Here is an 18,272-nt window from a genome sequence, read left to right as displayed (position 1 = left end):
GCACTGCGGCCCTGAAACTGTGATGTATTGATATCGTTACGGTGTAGTGATTTCGATACGGGTGCTCAGGGCTTTGCCGGAATGCCGTATTTGCGCAGGCGATGGGCAATGGCGGTGTGCGAGGTTTGCAGGCGGCTGGCCAACTGGCGGGTTGAGGGGTAACTGATATAGAGCTTGGTCAGCAGGTTGCGTTCGAAGTCATCCACTGCCTGTTCCAGGCTATCGACTTCAGCGTCATGCCCGCGGGCCACCGAGGTGCCGGCGATGTCCAGGTCGCCGATGTCCACCAGGCTGCTTTCACTGATGGCCGCGGCACGGAAGATCACGTTCTGCAACTGGCGCACGTTGCCCGGCCAGCGGTTACCCAGCAGCGCAGGGTAAGTGGCCGGGGCCAGGCGGCACAGCGGGCGCTGGATCTGGGTGCAGGCCTGTTGCATGAAGTAGCGCGCCAGCAGGAGGATGTCCTGGCCGCGCTCGCGCAGTGGCGGCACCTGCAGGTTGAGTACGTTCAGGCGGTAGAACAGGTCTTCGCGAAAGGTGCCTTCGGCGACCATCTTTTCCAGGTCGCGGTGGGTGGCGCTGAGGATCCGTACGTTGACCTTCACTTCACGGTCGCCGCCGACCCGGCGAAAGCTGCCATCGTTGAGAAAACGCAGCAGCTTGGCTTGCAGGTACGGCGACATTTCGCCGATCTCGTCGAGAAACACCGTGCCCTGGTTGGCCAGCTCCATCAGCCCCGGCTTGCCGCCCCGTTGTGCGCCGGTAAAGGCGCCGGGGGCGTAGCCGAACAGCTCGCTTTCGGCCAGGTTCTCCGGCAGCGCCGCGCAGTTGAGCGCCAGGAAGGGCGCGTTATGACGGCTGCTGATGGCGTGGCAGGCGCGCGCCACCAGCTCTTTGCCGGTTCCGGTTTCGCCGTGAATCAGCAGCGGCGCATCCAGGGCTGCGACGCGCAGGGCGCGGGCCTTGAGGGTGCGGATCGGCGGCGAATCACCCAGCAGCGCATCGAAACCTTCGGCGTGATCATGGTGCAGCGCCGACAACCGTTCACCGATGCGGTTGGGCTGGTACAGGGTCAGCAGGGCGCCGGCGTTGGTGATCGGCGTGGCATCGAGCAGCAGGGTCTGGCCGTTGAGGGTCACTTCGCGCAAGGGCAGATGAAAGCCCTGTTCGATCAAGGCGTCGAGCAAACCGGGGTCGCCAAACAGGTCGGCCACCGAACGGTCGGACGGTTCCTGCCCGCACAGTGCCACCAACGCCGGGTTGGCCAGCAACACGTGGCCGGCGCTGTCGAGGGCCAGCACCGGGTCGCTCATGGCCGCCAGCAAGGCATCGAGCTGCAGGTGGCGACGCTGGCCGGGGAGGATGTCGACCACTTGTACGGTTTGCACGCCGTGCACGTTGAACAGCGCGTCGTGCAGCTCTTCGAGCACGTGGGGGCTGAGGGTCGGGGCGTCGATGTAGACGTTCGGCGGCACCATCTCCACAGCGTCCAGGTTGAGGTTGCGGGCGCCGAGCAGGGCCAGCACTTCCTGGGTGATGCCGACGCGGTCGATGAAACTGACGTGGATGCGCATGGGGGGAGGGGTTCAAGGCTGCCGAAGGCACCAAGTATGCCTTGCGACCGCTTTGCGGTCGAATCGCTGGCAAGCCAGCTCCCACAGGATCGGCGCATGCATTTCCCTGTGGGAGCTGGCTTGCCAGCGATGAGGCCCGAAGGCTATTCCAGATGTTCTGGCTTGACCGAGTCGCCAGACTTCATATTCAGCTGGGTCCGAATATCTTCGAACATCAGGTCATAGATCTTGTGTGGCGACCCGAGGCTCTCGAACTTCTTCGGCGCTGGCAGGTAGCTCTGGGCCTTGCGTGTGGTAAGGCTGAGAAAACTGGGGAGGACCTGATCTTTGGCCAGGAAGAATTTTTCGTCCACCGGCTTGCCTTCGATGTTGCCATGCATGTGGAACTGAATGCCTCGACCTTCCCTGGGGTCCTGCGCCACTTCGTAATTGATGTTCAGGTCGTAGCTGTGATCATTCTGGTTCAGTGCGGTGCGCTCGATATGGACGTGACCAGGTTGAAACTGGGCCATGGTGCAATCCTCCGGAAGGTTGAAAATGGCGGGCCCTCAAGCCCGCCCACTGCATTCAACGGTAGCTGATTCCAGGCTTCGAGGTGCTCACCCGGGTACCGGCGGTCCCCTTGACGATATCCTCGATGTCAGCCAGCGAACCGATGACCGCCACTTTGCCGGTATGGCGGGCGAAGTCGCAAGCGGCCTGGACTTTCGGGCCCATGGAGCCGGCGGCGAAACCGAGGCGTTCGAGCTCGTCCGGATGCGCCTGGGCAATGGCCTTCTGGCTCGGCTTGCCGTAGTCGATGAATGCGGCATTGACGTCGGTGGCGATCACGAGCAGGTCGGCTTCGAGCTGTTCGGCCAGCAGCGCCGAGCACAGGTCCTTGTCGATTACCGCTTCGATGCCCTTGAGCTTGCGCTCGGCGTCATACATGGTCGGAATGCCGCCGCCGCCCGCGCAGATGACGATGCTGCTCTTTTCCAGCAGCCATTTGATCGGGCGAATCTCGAAGATGCGCTTGGGTTTGGGGCTGGCCACCACTCGGCGGTATTTATCGCCGTCGGCCTTGACCACCCAGCCTTTCTCCTTGGCCAGACGCTCGGCGTCTTCCTTGCTGTAGACCGGGCCGATGAACTTGGTCGGGTCCTTGAAGGCCGGGTCGTTGGCGTCCACTTCCACCTGGGTCAGGAGGGTGGCGAACGGCACTTCGAAGTCCAGCAGGTTACCCAACTCCTGTTCAATGATGTAACCGATCATGCCTTCGGTTTCAGCGCCGAGCACGTCCAATGGGTAGGCTTCGTCCGGCTTGTAGGATTGCGCCTGCAACGACAGCAGACCGACTTGCGGGCCGTTGCCGTGGGCGATGACCAGCTCGTTGCCCGGATGGATCTTGGCGATCTGCTCGGCGGCGATGCGGATATTGGCGCGCTGATTGTCTGCAGTCATGGGTTCGCCACGGCGCAGCAGGGCGTTGCCGCCCAATGCAACAACGATACGCATGATGATGTCCTTCTAGGAAAGGGAGATGCCACCCTGTAGGAGCGGGCTTGCCCCGCGATGGCGGTGCATCTGCTGCACCGCGGTGACGCTATCGCGGGGCAAGCCCGCTCCCACAGAGATTGGCAGCTGGATTACAGGTCAGCCAGGGTCGAGACCAGGATCGCCTTGATGGTGTGCATGCGGTTTTCCGCTTGCTCGAAGGCGATGCAGGCAGGCGACTCGAACACGTCGTCGGTCACTTCGATACCGTTGGCCAGGTTCGGGTACTGCTCGGCGATCTGTTTGCCGACCTTGGTGTCGGAGTTGTGGAACGCTGGCAGGCAGTGCATGAACTTGGTCCGCGGGTTGCCGGTGGCTTTCATCAGCTCGGCGTTGACCTGGTACGGCAGCAGTTGCTGGATGCGTTCGCCCCAGGCTTCAACCGGCTCGCCCATCGATACCCAGACGTCGGTGTGGATGAAATCGACGCCCTTGACCGCCGCTTTCGGGTCTTCGGTGAGGGTGATGCGTGCGCCGCTTTCTTCCGCGTATTTCTTGCAACGGGCGACCAGGTCGTCGTGCGGCCACAGGGCTTTGGGCGCGCAGATGCGCACGTCCATGCCAAGTTTGGCGCCAACCAGCAGCAGCGAGTTGCCCATGTTGTTGCGGGCATCGCCCAGGTAGGCGTAGCTAATGTCGTGGATCGGCTTGTCGGCGTGTTCACGCATGGTCAGCACGTCGGCGATCATCTGGGTCGGGTGGTATTCGTCGGTCAGGCCGTTGAACACCGGGACGCCGGCGAACTTGGCCAGCTCTTCGACGATTTCCTGCTTGAAGCCACGGTATTCGATGGCGTCATACATGCGCCCAAGCACCCGGGCGGTGTCCTTCATGCTTTCCTTGTGGCCGATCTGCGAGGAGTTAGGGTCGATGTAGGTGACGTTGGCGCCCTGGTCGTAGGCAGCCACTTCAAAGGCGCAACGGGTGCGGGTCGAGGTTTTCTCGAAGATCAGCGCAATGTTGTTGCCTTTGAGGTGCTGCTGCTCGGTGCCGGTGTACTTGGCACGTTTCAGGTCGCGGGACAGGTCCAGCAGGTAGCGCAATTCGCGAGGGGTGTGGTGTTCCAGGCTCAGCAGGTTACGGTTGTGGATGTTGAACGCCATGATGATTCTCCTGTTCGTGTGAACGGAAAGCGGTGATCGGCCCGTCTGCACCCGTGGGTGCAGACGGTTGGATGGTCGTTTTAATAGTCGATAGGGTCACGCACGATCGGACAGGTCATGCAGTGACCGCCGCCGCGACCGCGGCCCAGTTCGCCGGCGCTGATGGTGATGACTTCGACACCGGCCTTGCGCAGCAGGGTGTTGGTGTAGGTGTTGCGGTCGTAGCCGATGACCACGCCAGGCTCTACCGCCACCACGTTGTTGCCGTCATCCCATTGCTCGCGTTCGGCGGCGAAGCTGTTGCCGCCGGTTTCCACTACGCGCAGCTGCTTGAGGTTGAGGGACTCGGCGACCACGTCGAGGAACGACTTGTTTTCGCGGCGCACGTCCATGCCGTACGGCTTGCTGCTGTCCGGACGGATGACGAACGGGACGATTTCCTTGACCACTTCCGGGAAGATCGTGACCAGGTCGCGGTCGCAGAAGCTGAACACGGTGTCCAGGTGCATCGCTGCGCGGGATTTCGGCAAGCCGGCCACCACGACCTTCTCGACCGCGCCTTTGGCAAACAGCGATTGCGCCAGTTGACCGATGGCCTGGCGCGAGGTGCGCTCGCCCATGCCGATCAGGACCACGCCATTGCCGATCGGCATGACGTCGCCGCCTTCGAGGGTGGCTTTGCCGTGGTCATGGTCCGGGTCGCCGTACCAGACTTCAAAGTCGGCACCGCTGAACTCGGGGTGGAACTTGTAGATGGCGGTGGTCAGCAGGGTTTCCTGACGTCGCGCCGGCCAGTACATCGGGTTGAGGGTCACGCCGCCGTAGATCCAGCAGGTGGTGTCGCGGGTGAACTGGGTGTTGGGCAGTGGGTCGAGCAGGAAGCTGGAGTGGCCCAGGTAGTCGCGGTACATCTTGATGACGCTGGCGCCTTCGCTGTCGGGCAGGTCTTCACCGGCCACGCCGCCGATCAGGAATTCGGCGAGCTTGCGTGGCTCCAGGCCTTCGAGCCAGCTGCGCACTTCGTTGGTCAGGCCGACTCCGACGGTGTCCGGGGTGATCTTGCGGTCGAGGATCCATTTCAGCGCTTCGGGGTTTTGTACGGTCTCGGTCAGCAGGTTGTGCATTTCCAGCACTTCGATGCCGCGCTCGCGCATTTTGGTGACGAAGTCGAAGTGGTCGCGCTTGGCCTGGTTGACCCAGATGACGTCATCGAACAGCAGTTCGTCGCAGTTGCTCGGGGTCAGGCGCTGGTGCGCCAGGCCAGGGGAGCAGACCATCACTTTGCGCAGTTTGCCGGCTTCGGAATGTACGCCGTACTTAACTTTATCCGTGGACATGGTTCATTTCCTCCAAGTTGCGAAAACGGGTGGTTACAGAGTCAGGAAGCCGTCGTACAGGCCGTAGGCCGCCACCAGGGCGCCAAGGACCACGGCGGCGAAGATCAGCTTCTCCACGTTGGTAAAAATCGGTTGGCCGACCTCGCGCTTGGCCTTGGCGAACAGGATCACGCCAGGGGCATAGAGCAGGGCCGAGAGCAGCAGGTATTTGACGCCGCCGGCATACAGCAGCCAGACCGCGTAGAGCAGGGCGATGGCGCCGATGACCAAGTCTTTCTTGCGTTCGGCCAGGGCCTGTTCGTAGGTTTCACTGCGCAGGGCGAGCAGGAAGGCATAGGCTGCCGACCACAGGTAAGGCACCAGGATCATCGAGGTGGCGAGGTAGATCAGTGACAGGTAGGTACTGGCCGAGAACAGGGTGATGACCAGGAAGATCTGCACCATGGCGTTGGTCAGCCACAAGGCATTGGCCGGTACGTGGTTGGCGTTCTCGCGGCGCAGGAACTCCGGCATGGTGTGGTCTTTGGCGGCGGCGAACATGATCTCGGCGCACAGCAGCACCCAGGACAGCAGCGCGCCGAGCAGCGAGATGATCAGGCCGACGCTGATCAGGACCGCGCCCCAGTGACCGACCACGTGCTCAAGCACGGCAGCCATCGACGGGTTCTGCAGCTTGGCCAGTTCCGGTTGAGTCATGATGCCCAGCGACAGCACGTTGACCAGCACCAGGAACAGCAGCACGGTGATGAAGCCGATGACCGTGGCCTTGCCCACGTCCGAGCGTTTTTCCGCCCGGGCCGAGAAGATGCTCGCGCCTTCGATGCCGATGAACACCCAGACGGTGACCAGCATCATGTTGCGCACCTGGTTCATCACGCTGCCCAGGTCCGGGTTCATCGAACCCCAGATGTCAGCGGTGAAGATGTCCAGCTTGAAGGCGAACAGCGCGATCAGCACGAACAGCGCCAGCGGCACGACCTTGGCCACGGTGGTGACCAGGTTGATGAAGGCCGCTTCCTTGATGCCGCGCAGCACCAGGAAATGCACGGCCCAGAGCAGTACCGAGGCGCCAATGACCGCCGCCGGGGTGTTGCCCTCGCCAAAGATCGGGAAGAAGTAGCCAAGCGTGCTGAACAGCAATACGAAGTAGCCGACGTTGCCGAGCCAGGCACTGATCCAGTAGCCCCAGGCCGAAGAAAAGCCCATGTAATCGCCGAAACCGGCCTTGGCGTAGGCGTACACCCCGCCGTCCAGGTCAGGCTTGCGATTGGCCAATGTCTGGAATACGAAAGCCAGGGTCAGCATGCCGATGGCAGTGATGCCCCAGCCGATCAGAACAGCGCCTACATCGGCACTTGCGGCCATGTTTTGCGGCAGCGAAAAGATCCCGCCGCCGATCATCGAGCCGACAACAAGTGCAACCAGCGCACCAAGTCGTAGTTTTCCGGGAGCGTCTGACATTGAATAACTCCGTACCAGGAGAAGAGATGGCGCTAGAATAAATCCAGCGGCGAATTCATTAGCTGATTCAGGTCAGTTCATGAGGACATTCCATTGCAAATCAATGACTGAAACAGCTTCCCGGAGTACGCCGACCACAGTGCTGCAAGCCTTGTCCACCGGCACCTCCATGGCGTTTTAGAGCAATCGCTCTTGCGGGGGCTGCGAGAATTGAAGCTAGTCCGTTTTGGGGGAATCGCAAATTTTCCCTGAGAAAATTTCTTATTAGCTTGAAGAGGCGGAAATTGTGCCCAAAACTCACCGTTTAGTTCGTCAGGCATAGACGCACTAGTTATGAGCAGGGGGCGCTTAGTGGTTTAATATATATAGACGCTAAGACTGAGCTTGTATTTAACTCAGGGTGTACCTCTGGCGTTACAAACACGAGACAGAAGGGGATCTGCATGTCCGAACCTGGACAGAAATTGCGCCTGGGTGCGTTGATCGCCTTGGTGGTCGGCTCGATGATCGGCGGTGGGATTTTTTCGCTGCCGCAAAACATGGCCGCACGTGCTGACGTCGGCGCGGTACTGATCGGCTGGGGGATTACGGCGGTGGGCATGTTGGCGCTGGCCTTCGTGTTCCAGACCCTGGCCAACCGCAAACCTGAGCTCGACTCCGGGGTGTATGCCTACGCCAAGGCCGGCTTTGGCGATTACATGGGCTTTTCTTCGGCCTGGGGCTACTGGATCAGCGCCTGGCTGGGCAACGTCGGCTACTTCGTGCTGCTGTTCAGCACCCTGGGTTTCTACTTTCCGGTGTTCGGTGAGGGCAATACGCCGATTGCCATTGCCTGTGCCTCGTTGCTGCTGTGGGCGGTGCACTTTCTGGTGCTGCGCGGAATCAAGGAGGCGGCGTTCATCAACCAGGTCACCACCGTGGCCAAGATCGTGCCGCTGGTGATGTTCATCGTCATTGCCGCCGTGGCGTTTCGCGCCGAGATCTTCACTCGTGATATCTGGGGCATGAGCAACCCGAAGTTCGGCGGGGTGCTGGACCAGGTACGCAACATGATGCTGGTGACGGTGTTCGTGTTCATCGGTATCGAGGGTGCCAGCGTCTATTCGGGGCGCGCGGCAAAGCGCTCGGACGTCGGCAAGGCCACGGTGGTCGGCTTTCTTGGCGTGCTGGCCCTGCTGGTGCTGGTCAACGTGCTGTCGCTCGGGGTGATGACCCAGCCGGAACTGGCGGCCTTGCAGAACCCGTCGCTGGCCTCGGTGCTTGAACATATTGTCGGGCCCTGGGGGGCCTTGCTGATCAGTATCGGCCTGGCGGTGTCGCTGCTCGGCGCCTTGCTGTCGTGGGCCTTGCTGTGTGCCGAGATTCTCTTTGCCACCGCTCGCGACCAGACCATGCCGCGCTTTCTGGCCAGGGAAAACGCCAACCACGTTCCCTCCAATGCGCTGTGGCTGACCAACGTGATGATTCAGCTGTTCCTGCTGATCACGCTGTTCTCTGCCGGGACCTACACCAGCCTGATCTACCTGGCGTCGTCGATGATCCTGGTGCCCTATCTGTGGTCGGCGGCTTATGCGGTATTGCTGGCGGTGCGCGGGGAATCGTACGAAGGGCACCCGGGGGCGCGACGCAAGGACTTGGTGATTGCCGGTATCGCCCTGGTGTATGCGATTTGGCTGTTGTACGCCGGCGGGCTCAAGTACCTGTTGTTGTCGGCGCTGCTGTACGCGCCGGGGGTGATCCTGTTCGCCAGGGCCAAGCATGAGCAGGGGCAGGCGCTGTTTACCACTTGGGAGAAGCTGATCTTTGCTGCGGTGCTGGTGGGCGCGGGGTTGGCGGCTTATGGCTTGTACAGTGGGGTGTTGAGCCTTTAATCAGGGCTGCGGCGCAGCCCATCGCCGGCAAGGCCGGCTCCCACAGTAGACCGGTGTGCAGCACACTCTGTGGGGGCTGGCTTTGCCCGCGAGAGGCCCTCGCATTCACCAACAGGCAGCAGCAGAACCCAGCTCACAAGCCCCCCGCTCCCAAACCAGCGGCGCCCCTGCAACCCGCAGCGGCGCTTTTAGCCGTCGCGCCGTCCCCCAGGGCGTCTGCTCCAGTAGCGGGTTCAGATCCGCCGCCGTCTCTACCTGCAACGGCACATCCGCTACCACGGTGCCCTGATCGATCAACAACTTCGCCGTGCGCGCCAGCGACAGGCGCAAGGTTGCCCCGCAACCGCTGCCCAGGCGATCGCTGTACGCCTTGATCGCCGCAGCCGCCATCAGGTAGCCGGTGCCATGGTCCAGCGCCTGCACCGGCAGCGGCACGGGCTGGTCGGCCTGTTGCCAGCGCATGCCTTCGCAAGCGATGCCGCAACTCATCTGCACCAGGCTGTCGAAGCCCCGGCGCTGCTGCCAGGGGCCGCTCCAGCCGTAGGCGTTGAGGCTCACATCGATGAGCCCGGGGTTGAGCTGGCGGCGCTGTTCGCTGGCATACCCCAGTCGTTCGAGGGCATCGGCGCGGTAACCATGCAGGAGAATATCGGCTTCACTGAGCAGGCGTTCAAACACCCGTCGATCATCCCCATCGTGCAAGTCCAGGTGCGCACAACGTTTACCCAGGGTCACCTCGGCAACCACCGCCGGTTCCTCCCAGCCTGGCGGGTCGATCCGCAGTACCTCAGCGCCGAAGCCAGCCAGCAGGCGGCTGGCTGTGGGGCCGGCGAGGATGCGGGTCAGGTCCAGCACCTTGACCCCGGCCAGAGGTCGGACGGCGTTACCGCTCCAGCGTCTGCTTGTAAAGGCTGGAGCCAGTTGGCGGTGAATCAACGGCTCGGCATTCACTGCCAGGCCCTGAGGATGGGCCGACCATTCGGACCCGCTGTGCATTTGCGCGGCGCAACCGCCAGCGGTGACTATCGCGCTTTCCAGCTCGCTTGCGCGCCAGCGCGCAACCAGGTCAGCCATTTGTGCGCGGTCAGCCGCACGGCCCACTACCTTCTCGGCGGCGGCGCGATGATGAGCTGCGTTGGTATGCAGGCGAATCCAGCCGTCCTCGGCGCGGTAGTCACCGGCAATCGGGTCCCACAAGGGCGGTGTGCTCCAGCCTTGCGGGCGCAGGCTGGTGGCGAACCAGAACGAGCTCAGGCGGCGGTCAACTTCAACGGCAGGCTGTTGCTCAAGCTGGCGCCGCAGCAGTTCGGCGATTGCCAGGCCACAGGCGGCAACGCTGCTGCTGGCAAGCGCGGTGACGGCGAAAGTCGAAGGCAGGGCGCCGTTGCCGTGAAAGCGCAGGGTATTGCGCAGTGCCGTTGGCAGCTGCAGTTCGGCGACAAGGGTGTCGAGTAGCGCGGTCATCAATGGCCCTCCAGCAGAAGGGCCATTGCAGACCATCAGCGGCGCCAGGTCAAACCCTGAACTGATCCATCAGGGCCATCTGCTGCGACGACAGGGTGTTGAGCTGGCTGCTCACCTGCGCCGATTCGGCGGCCTGGCCGGTCAGGGTTTCGGTCACGCCACGGATCGCCGAGACGTTGCGGTTGACCTCTTCGGCCACGGCGCTTTGCTGCTCGGCGGCACTGGCGATCTGCAGGTTCATGTCGCTGATCACCGTGACCGCCTCGCTGATTTTGTCCAGCGCTTGCACCGCCTGGTGGATCTGCCCGGCGTTTTCCTGGGCCTTGCCGTGGCTCGAATGCATGGTCGCGACCACCTCGCGGGTGTTGCTCTGGATGCGTTCGATCACCTGGCGGATCTCTTCCACCGAGTCCTGGGTGCGCCGTGCCAGATTGCGCACTTCATCGGCCACCACGGCAAAGCCACGGCCGCTTTCGCCGGCGCGGGCCGCTTCGATCGCGGCGTTGAGGGCCAGCAGGTTGGTCTGTTCGGCGATGCTGCGGATCACTTCCAGCACCGAGCCGATCTGCTCGCTGTTCTGCGCCAGGGTTTCCACTTCGCCGACGGCCTTGCTGACCTGTTCGGCAAGCACGGTAATGTCGCGGGTGCTGCGCTCGATGATTGCCATGCCGTCCTTGGCCGAGCGGTCGGCCCCTCGGGCGGCATCGGCGGCACTGGCGGCGCTGTTGGCGACGTCATGGGCGGTGGCGCTCATCTCGTTGGAGGCGGTGGCCACCTGGTCGATCTCGCGAAACTGCACCTGCATGCCTTCGCTGGTGCGCTGGGCAATCGCCGAGGACTGGTCGGCGGTGGCTCGGGCCTGGGTGATGCTCTGCTTGATCTGGGCGATGGTCGGCTGCAGCTTGTCGAGGAAGCGGTTGAAGCCGCCGGTCAGCCGGCCCAGTTCGTCCTTGCGCGCGTAGCGCAGGCGCTGGGTCAGGTCGCCGTCGCCGCTGGCGATGTCTTCGAGCATGCTCGCCACGCTGTTCAGCGGGCGGGTCACGCCGGTGGCGGTCAGCCACATCAGCAGCAGGCCGCCGAGGCCGGCGAGGGTGGCGAACAGCAGCACCTTGACGGTGCCGCTGGTGCGGGCGTCCTCGAGGGTAGCCTGAAGGCTGGTGGCGTCGGCCAGCAGTACCTGCTTGGGCAGGTCGATCAGAATGCCCCAGGGTTTGCTGTCGGTAATCGGTTGCACCGGGTTGACGGCACGGATGGTTTGGCCTTGCTCAAGGATCAGCGGCTGGTTGGCGGCGAGCTTTTGCAGTGCTTGCTGGCCGTCCTGGTCGATGGGTTTGCCGACCTTGCCGGCATCGTTGCTGTTGGCGGCCAGCAGGCCGCTGGGGGCGACGATCATCAAGCGCCCGGCGCCGTTGAACAGCTCCTGCTGGGCTTTGGCGGCAGCGGATTGCAGGGCATCGAGGGAGATGTCCACGCCGGCCACGGCGATCACCTTGCCGTTGTGCAGCAGCGGCATGGTGATACTGGTCATCAGCATCTGCTTGCCGCCGACGGTGTCGGAGTAGGGTTCGAGCAGGCACGCCCGGGCGCTGTTGCGCGAGCAGGTGTACCAGACGTTGTAGGGCGTGCCGCTGAGGTTGATCTCGGTCTTGTTCAGGTCGACATCGCTGATCACCGTGTTCAGGGCCTGGCCCTGGGCGCGGCTCCAGTAACTGGCAAAGCGCCCGCTTTCGTTGCTCAGGCGCTTGGCGTCGTTGGCAAAAGCACTGTCGCCGCCCTCCAGGCCATCGGCCTCGAAGGCCAGCCAGATGCCGAGCACGTCGGGGTTGCGCTTGAAGCTGGTGGCCAGGCTCTGGTTGATCGCTTCGCGCAGGTCGCCGCCGCTCAGGCCGCGGTCACGGGCCAGTTGTTGCAGGTCCTGGACCTGGTCGGCGAGGGCGGTGATGACGGTCTGGCTGTCGCTGAAGGTGCGCCGCAGCATCTCGGCTTTCTCGCCCGCGCGGGCCTGCAGCAGGGCCTGGACGTTGCGGGTGAGCATGGTGGTGCTGGCGTCAGCGACCAGTTCATCGCTCTGGTGCGATTGATACAGGTTGATACCGACGACAAGTGCGACCACGCCAAGCAGGCAGAGGCCGGAGAGCAGGACGATTTTCAGGCGGATCGAGAGCGTGTCGAACATGGACGTACTCGCTAAAAGGCAGGCCGGCAGGGACCGAGCCACCGTACGGGCTCGATTCGCTACATCCATTTAGCGATAACAGTTCATCGGCCTTATAGCCTTAGCCATGAGTGTGTGCCGATGAACGGTCGTCAAGGCTCAAGGGCGCGGCTTCTGGCCGCGACCAGATCCACAGGTTGCCCAGGGTCATGCCGGCAATGGCGAGAAATACCGGCCAGCGATGGTCGAGGAACACCAGCATGAGGCTGGCGCACAGCAGCATGCTGAGCGTGGCGCTGACCTTGGCCCGGCGCTGGATCACCTTGCCGTTGCGCCAGTTGCTCAGGATCGGCCCGAACAAGCGATGGTTTTCCAGCCAGGCGCTCAGGCGCGGCGAACTGCGGGTGGCGGCCCAAGCGGCAAGGAGGATGAATTCGGTGGTGGGCAGGCCGGGAATCACGATCGCCACCAGGCCGATGCCGAGGCTGACGTAAGCCAGCAGGCCAAACAGCAGGCGTGAGAGTTTTGAAGCGGCTGGGCGGGTCATGGGCTTGTCGGTGTGCACGGGCAAGGCCCGGTTACCGCGAGGGTAACCGGGTACGACGCATCAGGCCAGTTCGGCTTTAGGCGCAGTTGCATAGGCGTGTTTGAGCAGTTCGGTGAAGCGCTCGAAGGCGGCCACGGCGCCTTGCTCGGCCTTGGCTTCTTCTTCGGCGCTCAGTTGCAGGCCGTCGAGGATGCGGGTGAACTGTTTCCAGCCTTCGGCGCGGCCACCGGCCGGTTCGCCCAGGTGACGGGCACCGAAGCTGTCCGACAGGCCCAGGCCTACGGCACGTTTGATCAGGAACGCGGCGCCAAGCTTGGAACCTTCGGAAACGAAGATCCAGCCCATGGCTTCACCCAGGCTTGGGTTCTGCAGGGCGCCGGCGAAGTCGGCCGGGATCTCGGTGTTCAGGTCCGCCAGGTCCAGGCCGGCCTGTTCGGCGCGGCAGCGTTCGGCCAGATCCGGGACGATGGCGATCAGTGCCGGATCGGTGTACAGCGCTTTGAGCTCGGACTGGAACAGGTACTGGGCAACCACGAAGCGGGCGAAACTCTCGCGGGTTTCGAACGGCGCGTGGGATTTGACCAGGGCGTCCAGTTCGCTGTGCGGGGCGTGGGTCAGCTGGTTCAAGCGTTGCGAGCGCAGGCTGGCGCGTTCGGCGGTGGTAGCGGCGGTCATGGTGATTCCTTGCGAAATGGGCGTGCCTGATGACTAGACGAATGAGAAGACGCGTGACAGTAAAAAAACCTCACCTCAAAGGCTTTTCGCGGGGCAAGCCCGCTCCTACAAAATCTGTAGGAGCGGGCTTGCCCCGCGATGCGGTTTAAATATCCCAGACCAGGTTGATGGCGACGTTGCGGCCCGGCATGGTCAGGCGGTCGAGGTTGGCCGGGGCGGTCACTGCCGCTTCACCGAGGCCGTCGTAGCCGCGCACGTCATCCCACTGCCAGTACTTTTTGTCGGTCAGGTTGTAGAGACCGGCGTTGACGCTGATGTCGTCAGTAACCTTGTAGAAACCGGTCAGGTCGAGCACGCCGTAGCCGGGGGTGCGGAACTGCTTGCTGGTGCCGTCGGGGGCAAAGAAGGTGGTGTCGTCGACGCGGTCCTTGCGCTTGACCAGGGTCCAGCTCAGCAGCGCGCCGTATTGTTCCTGCTCGTAGCCCAGGCCCATCACCGCGGTCAGCGGGTTGACGCTGTTGAGTGGCTGGCCGCTGTCGTCGTTGCGGCCGTGGGCGTAGGCCAGCGAGCCCTGGGTGTACACGCCGTGCGGAGCACCGAAGGCGTCGAGGTTCAGGCGGCCCTTGAACTCGGCACCCTTGATGGTCGCGTGCTTGATGTTGTTGGCTTCGAAGGTCTGGCCCAGGTTGCTGCCCTGCACGGCGTCTTCGTTGATGAAGTCGCGGTACTTGTTGTAGAACACCGCAACATCGAAGTTACCCGCTTCGAAGTTGCCGCGCAGACCGGTTTCGTAGCTCTTGCTCTTTTCCGGTTCGAGGTTGGAGTTGCCACGCACGCTGTAGCCCAGCCCCGGGTTCTCGAAGCGGCCGTACAGCGCCTTGGCGGTTGGCGTGCGGAAGCCTTCGGCGTACTGGCCGTACCAGGTGTAGTTGTCGTTGAAGGCGTAAGTCAGGCCGAACTTGGGCGAGACCCGGTGCCATTTCTTGGCGTCGTCATCGACAGGGTCGGTGGCGCTGGCGCCAACCCCGCGGAGGAACTCGTCGGTCATGTGCGGCTTGAGTTCGGTGTAGTCGTAGCGCACACCCGGCAGGAAGGTCCACTGGTTCCAGCGGATCTCGTCCTGGGCGAACAGGCTGTAGGTGTTGACGGTCGGATCGGGGAAATCGCTGACCAGGGCCTGGCTGTCTTTGGCACTGGCCTGGCCGATGAATTGACAGTCGCCACCAACGTTCAGGCAGGTGCCGGTGCCGCTGCGCGAGCCGGTGACCTTCTGGTGCTTGAGGGTGGTGCCGTAGGTCAGCAGGTGCTCGGTGGCGCCGACGCTGAAGGCTTTGTCCAGTTGCGCGTCGAACAGCCACTGGCGATCCTTGTAGGTGGTCTGGCGGTCACGGAACACCTGGCGGCCCGATGCGAAGTAGAGCTCTTCGGTGCGCTGGTCGGTCTTGCCGATCTGGTAGTTCAGGCTCCACTTCATGTTGTCGGCCAGTACGCTGCCCAGGGCGAATTCGTGGTTGATACCGAAACGCTCGCGGGTCACGGTGTCGTTACCGGTGCGGTCGCGGTACGAGTTCATGGCGCCAAAGCCTGGAATGAACGGCCCGCCCACGGCGCTCTTCTGCTTCAGGTCGCGGTCGTCCTTGTAGCTTTCGTAGGTGAAGGCCAGGCGCGCGTCGTCAGCGTAGTTCCAGCCGGCCTTGGCGAGGATGTTGGTGGTGCGTACGTCTTCGGGGTTGGCGGCGGTACGCGCCAGGCCTGTGCCGCCGTGGCTGCTGTAAGACTCGATTTCATGGCCGTTGCGCTGGCTCAGGTGCAGCAGGCCGTCGAATTCCCCCTGGCGGCCGGCGACGGTGGCCGAGTTCAGCCAGCTCTCATCTGCCGAGCTGTAGCCGGTCTTCAGGCGTGCGCCGAGGTCCTGGCCAGGCTTGATGATGTCGTCGGGGTCGAGGGTGAAGTAGCTGACCGCGCCGCCGATGGCGTTGCTGCCGTACAGCACCGAGGCCGGGCCACGGAGGATCTCCACGCGCTTGACGATCTCAGGGTCGACGTAGTTGCGCTGGGTCTGGGCGTAGGGGCCGAAGAAGAAACTGTCGGGGATCGACACGCCGTCGATCTGGGTCAGTACCCGTTCACCGTCGATACCACGGATGTTGTAACCGTTCAGGCCGCTGCGCTGCCCGGTGCCGCTGACCGACACACCCGGCTCGTAACGGACCAGGTCCTTGATGCTGTTGACGTTCTGCCGGTCGAGCTGCTCACGGGTCTGCACGCTGACGGTGCTCGGCACCTGGCTGATGTCCTGGGCGCTGCGGGTGGCACTGACGGTGATCTGCTGCAGGGCGATGGCCTTGCTGGCGCTGCGTTCAATCACCACGTTGCCGCTGCCGAGGGTGCGGTAGCTCAAGCCGGTGCCGGCCAGCAGTTGCTGTAACGCGGCTTCCGGCTTCAGCGAACCCTGCGCCCCCGGGGAGGCCACGCCTTCGGCCAGTTCAGCGGAGAAGCCCACTTGCCAGCCGGTCACCACAGTAAAGGCATTGAGCGCCGACACCAGTGGTTGCTGGCTGATGGCGAAGCGGTAGTCGCCCATCCGCGGGGCACTGGCCTGGGCCGGTTCCGCGGCCAGCGCCGGCAGGCTGCAGGCGCCGCTGGCGAGCAGGGCCAGGGTCAGCAGGGAGAACGTGCAACGCTGCAGGCCGGAGGTAGGTGAAGTGGCTGAAGACCGACGAGTGAAACCAGTGGGCATCGAAAGCGCTCCCTGTCGCGCAAATGTTATAGGTGCTGGCTGATTCAAAAATAAGAATCAGTTGCATTGGCTATAACGAGACGTAACAGCTTCAGGGATCGCGTAAAAAAACTTTTGCGTCAGTTGAGAATGACCAGTGCCGGGTATTCGTGCAGCTGCGCCGAGGTGATGTGGGCAAGGGCGCGCAGGGTTTCCAGGGGTTGGTCGAGGCGGTAGTTGCCAGTGACCGCGACGTTTGCCAGGTGCTCATTACCGTTGATGATCCAGCCGGGGTAGTAGCGGCGCAGTTCGGCCAGCACCTGGCTCAACGGACAATTTTCGAATACCAGGCGGCCCTGGACCCAGGCCAGGTCCTTCTGCGCGTCCAGGCGCCCGCGTTGGCTGAAACCGTTGGGCCCGACGCTGATACTGTCCCCCGCCGACAGGCGAATGCGCTGGTCGCTGCTGGCCTGCAGGTCGACGTCACCGCGTTGCACCCGCACCTGGGCTTCGCCGTTGAGGTAGCGCACGGCAAAATCGGTGTCGCGCACGCTGGCCCGCAACGGGCCGGCCTGCAGCTCCAGGGGCGGTTGGGTACCGGCGGGCACTTCGAAGTAGGCCTCGCCCTGCAGCAGCCGGGCCACCTGACGGTTGTCGCGCAGGTCGCTGGCAAAGGCCGAATTGGTGTTGAGCAACACCCTGGAGCCGTCGTCCAGCTGTAGCCGCTGGCGTTCACCCACCACGGTCAGGTGGTCGGCCTGCAGGCGCAGCGGCAGGTTGCCAAGGGTGAAAATCCCTACCAGCAGCACGGCGGCTGCGGCCAGGGGCTTGTAGTGCGGGCGGATGCGTGAGCGTAGCGTGCGGCGCTGCCCCTGTTGCAACTGGCTGGCAACCTGACGCAACGGCGCGCCGTTCCAGATCGCTTCGGCCTCGACGTAGGCCCGGGCATTGGCCGGATCGGCTTCCAGCCAGGCTTCGAAGGCCTGGGTATCTTGTTCCGACGCGCATTGCAGGCGAATCAGCCAGTCCAGAGCCTGGTCCATGGCCTGATCACTGGCACCTTGGCCAGGTGGCGAGGGGCGAGGGGCGGGACGGTCGGTCACGGGTGGGTCCTTGGCGGGTTGGCGCTTTTGCGCGAATGATCGGGGGTATCCATGGGGATGGCAAGGGTTTAGCTGCGATCGACGACAGGCTGTTTACTGCAGCCGGTCGGCTACCCCCACACAGATGGCCATGATCAGTTTCAGTTCCTTCTGAACCGTGCTTGCCGAGACGTTCAACTGCTCGGCGATTTCCAGGTAGCTGGCGCCATGCAGGCGGCTGAGGATGAAGATCCGTTGTTGGCGCTCGGTCAATTGCGCGAGGCTGACGCTCAGGCGCTTGAGCAGTTGTTCGGCGTGGGCGGCGTCTTCGGCGCTGCTGCTGGGCGCGGCGACGTTGTGCAGGATCTGCTCGGGTACATCGTCGACCAGGTTGCGCGACTGCGCCCGGCGTGCGCGCAAGTGATCGAGGGCGAGGTTGCGCGCAGTCTGGAACACGAAGGGTTCAAGGTGTTCGATGGGGCGTTCGCCAAGGGCGCGGGTCACCCGCAGGTAGGTCTCCTGCAACAGGTCCTCGGCAGTGCTGGGGTTATCCACCATGCGCTGCAGGGTACGCAGCAGGCTGACGCGCTGCGCGAGGAAAACGGCGTTGAACTGGGACTGACTCACAGCGGTACCCGACCATGGCGTGGCGAATGATAATGCTTATCATCAACGCCTTGGTCAAGTATTGGCGTTTTTTAACCTGCGACACTGGACCTGTGGGAACTGGCTTGCCAGCTCCCACAGC

General features: G+C 63.2%; 14 protein-coding genes and 1 pseudogene. 1 reads left to right on the top strand and 14 read right to left on the bottom strand.

The features are described from left to right. Positions 1 to 65: 65 nt before the first annotated feature. The 6 genes from UW3_RS0100610 to arcD (UW3_RS0100585) form a co-directional block, all read right to left on the bottom strand. Positions 66 to 1,574: a sigma-54-dependent transcriptional regulator gene (locus UW3_RS0100610; RefSeq protein WP_010220194.1), complete on the bottom strand. Its 1,509-nt coding sequence runs from the start codon at positions 1,572 to 1,574 to the stop codon at positions 66 to 68. Positions 1,575 to 1,717: 143 nt separating this feature from the next. After that, positions 1,718 to 2,086 carry a DUF5064 family protein gene (locus tag UW3_RS0100605; protein ID WP_010220192.1) on the bottom strand — a complete coding sequence of 123 codons (369 nt, stop codon included), beginning with the start codon at positions 2,084 to 2,086 and terminating at the stop codon, positions 1,718 to 1,720. Between the two features lie 55 nt (positions 2,087 to 2,141). After that, positions 2,142 to 3,071 carry a carbamate kinase gene (gene arcC, locus UW3_RS0100600; RefSeq protein WP_010220191.1) on the bottom strand — a complete coding sequence of 310 codons (930 nt, stop codon included), beginning with the start codon at positions 3,069 to 3,071 and terminating at the stop codon, positions 2,142 to 2,144. A gap of 131 nt (positions 3,072 to 3,202) precedes the next feature. Further along, complete coding sequence (locus UW3_RS0100595) at positions 3,203 to 4,213, bottom strand: ornithine carbamoyltransferase (RefSeq protein WP_010220190.1); 1,011 nt, start codon at positions 4,211 to 4,213, stop codon at positions 3,203 to 3,205. Positions 4,214 to 4,293: 80 nt separating this feature from the next. Then, positions 4,294 to 5,550 (bottom strand): arginine deiminase, encoded by a 1,257-nt coding sequence (arcA, locus tag UW3_RS0100590; protein WP_010220189.1) that lies wholly within the window; start codon positions 5,548 to 5,550, stop codon positions 4,294 to 4,296. A gap of 33 nt (positions 5,551 to 5,583) precedes the next feature. Then, positions 5,584 to 7,011: an arginine-ornithine antiporter gene (gene arcD, locus UW3_RS0100585; RefSeq protein WP_010220188.1), complete on the bottom strand. Its 1,428-nt coding sequence runs from the start codon at positions 7,009 to 7,011 to the stop codon at positions 5,584 to 5,586. A 443-nt stretch (positions 7,012 to 7,454) separates the two neighbouring features. Here arcD (UW3_RS0100585) and arcD (UW3_RS0100580) point away from each other — a divergent pair, with 443 nt between their 5' ends. Further along, positions 7,455 to 8,882, top strand: coding sequence for an arginine-ornithine antiporter (arcD, locus tag UW3_RS0100580; RefSeq protein ID WP_010220187.1), 1,428 nt, complete (start codon positions 7,455 to 7,457; stop codon positions 8,880 to 8,882). A 105-nt stretch (positions 8,883 to 8,987) separates the two neighbouring features. Here arcD (UW3_RS0100580) and UW3_RS0100575 read toward each other — a convergent pair whose 3' ends face one another. The 8 genes and pseudogenes from UW3_RS0100575 to UW3_RS0100545 form a co-directional block, all read right to left on the bottom strand. Further along, positions 8,988 to 10,346 carry a CoA transferase gene (locus UW3_RS0100575; RefSeq protein WP_010220186.1) on the bottom strand — a complete coding sequence of 453 codons (1,359 nt, stop codon included), beginning with the start codon at positions 10,344 to 10,346 and terminating at the stop codon, positions 8,988 to 8,990. Between the two features lie 49 nt (positions 10,347 to 10,395). Continuing rightward, the gene (locus UW3_RS30145) at positions 10,396 to 11,151 is read right to left on the bottom strand and encodes a methyl-accepting chemotaxis protein (protein ID WP_371128687.1); all 756 of its coding nucleotides are present in this window, start codon (positions 11,149 to 11,151) and stop codon (positions 10,396 to 10,398) included. Positions 11,152 to 11,253: 102 nt separating this feature from the next. Continuing rightward, a pseudogene (locus UW3_RS30140) lies at positions 11,254 to 12,324 on the bottom strand (methyl-accepting chemotaxis protein); the annotation flags it as partial. A gap of 298 nt (positions 12,325 to 12,622) precedes the next feature. Further along, on the bottom strand, positions 12,623 to 13,048 hold the full coding sequence (locus UW3_RS0100565) for a YbaN family protein (RefSeq protein ID WP_010220184.1): 426 nt from the start codon (positions 13,046 to 13,048) through the stop codon (positions 12,623 to 12,625). Positions 13,049 to 13,108: 60 nt separating this feature from the next. Further along, positions 13,109 to 13,723 (bottom strand): biliverdin-producing heme oxygenase, encoded by a 615-nt coding sequence (locus tag UW3_RS0100560; protein ID WP_010220183.1) that lies wholly within the window; start codon positions 13,721 to 13,723, stop codon positions 13,109 to 13,111. A 145-nt stretch (positions 13,724 to 13,868) separates the two neighbouring features. Further along, positions 13,869 to 16,463, bottom strand: coding sequence for a TonB-dependent receptor (locus UW3_RS0100555; RefSeq protein ID WP_010220181.1), 2,595 nt, complete (start codon positions 16,461 to 16,463; stop codon positions 13,869 to 13,871). 119 nt (positions 16,464 to 16,582) lie between these two features. Continuing rightward, complete coding sequence (locus UW3_RS0100550; protein ID WP_026001135.1) at positions 16,583 to 17,545, bottom strand: FecR family protein; 963 nt, start codon at positions 17,543 to 17,545, stop codon at positions 16,583 to 16,585. A gap of 93 nt (positions 17,546 to 17,638) precedes the next feature. Further along, the gene (locus UW3_RS0100545) at positions 17,639 to 18,151 is read right to left on the bottom strand and encodes an RNA polymerase sigma factor (protein WP_010220179.1); all 513 of its coding nucleotides are present in this window, start codon (positions 18,149 to 18,151) and stop codon (positions 17,639 to 17,641) included. Positions 18,152 to 18,272: the final 121 nt, after the last annotated feature.

Source organism: Pseudomonas donghuensis (genome assembly GCF_000259195.1).
In the GTDB taxonomy this organism is placed as follows: Bacteria; Pseudomonadota; Gammaproteobacteria; order Pseudomonadales; family Pseudomonadaceae; genus Aquipseudomonas; species Aquipseudomonas donghuensis.
This window is presented reverse-complemented; position numbering and strand designations above follow the sequence as displayed.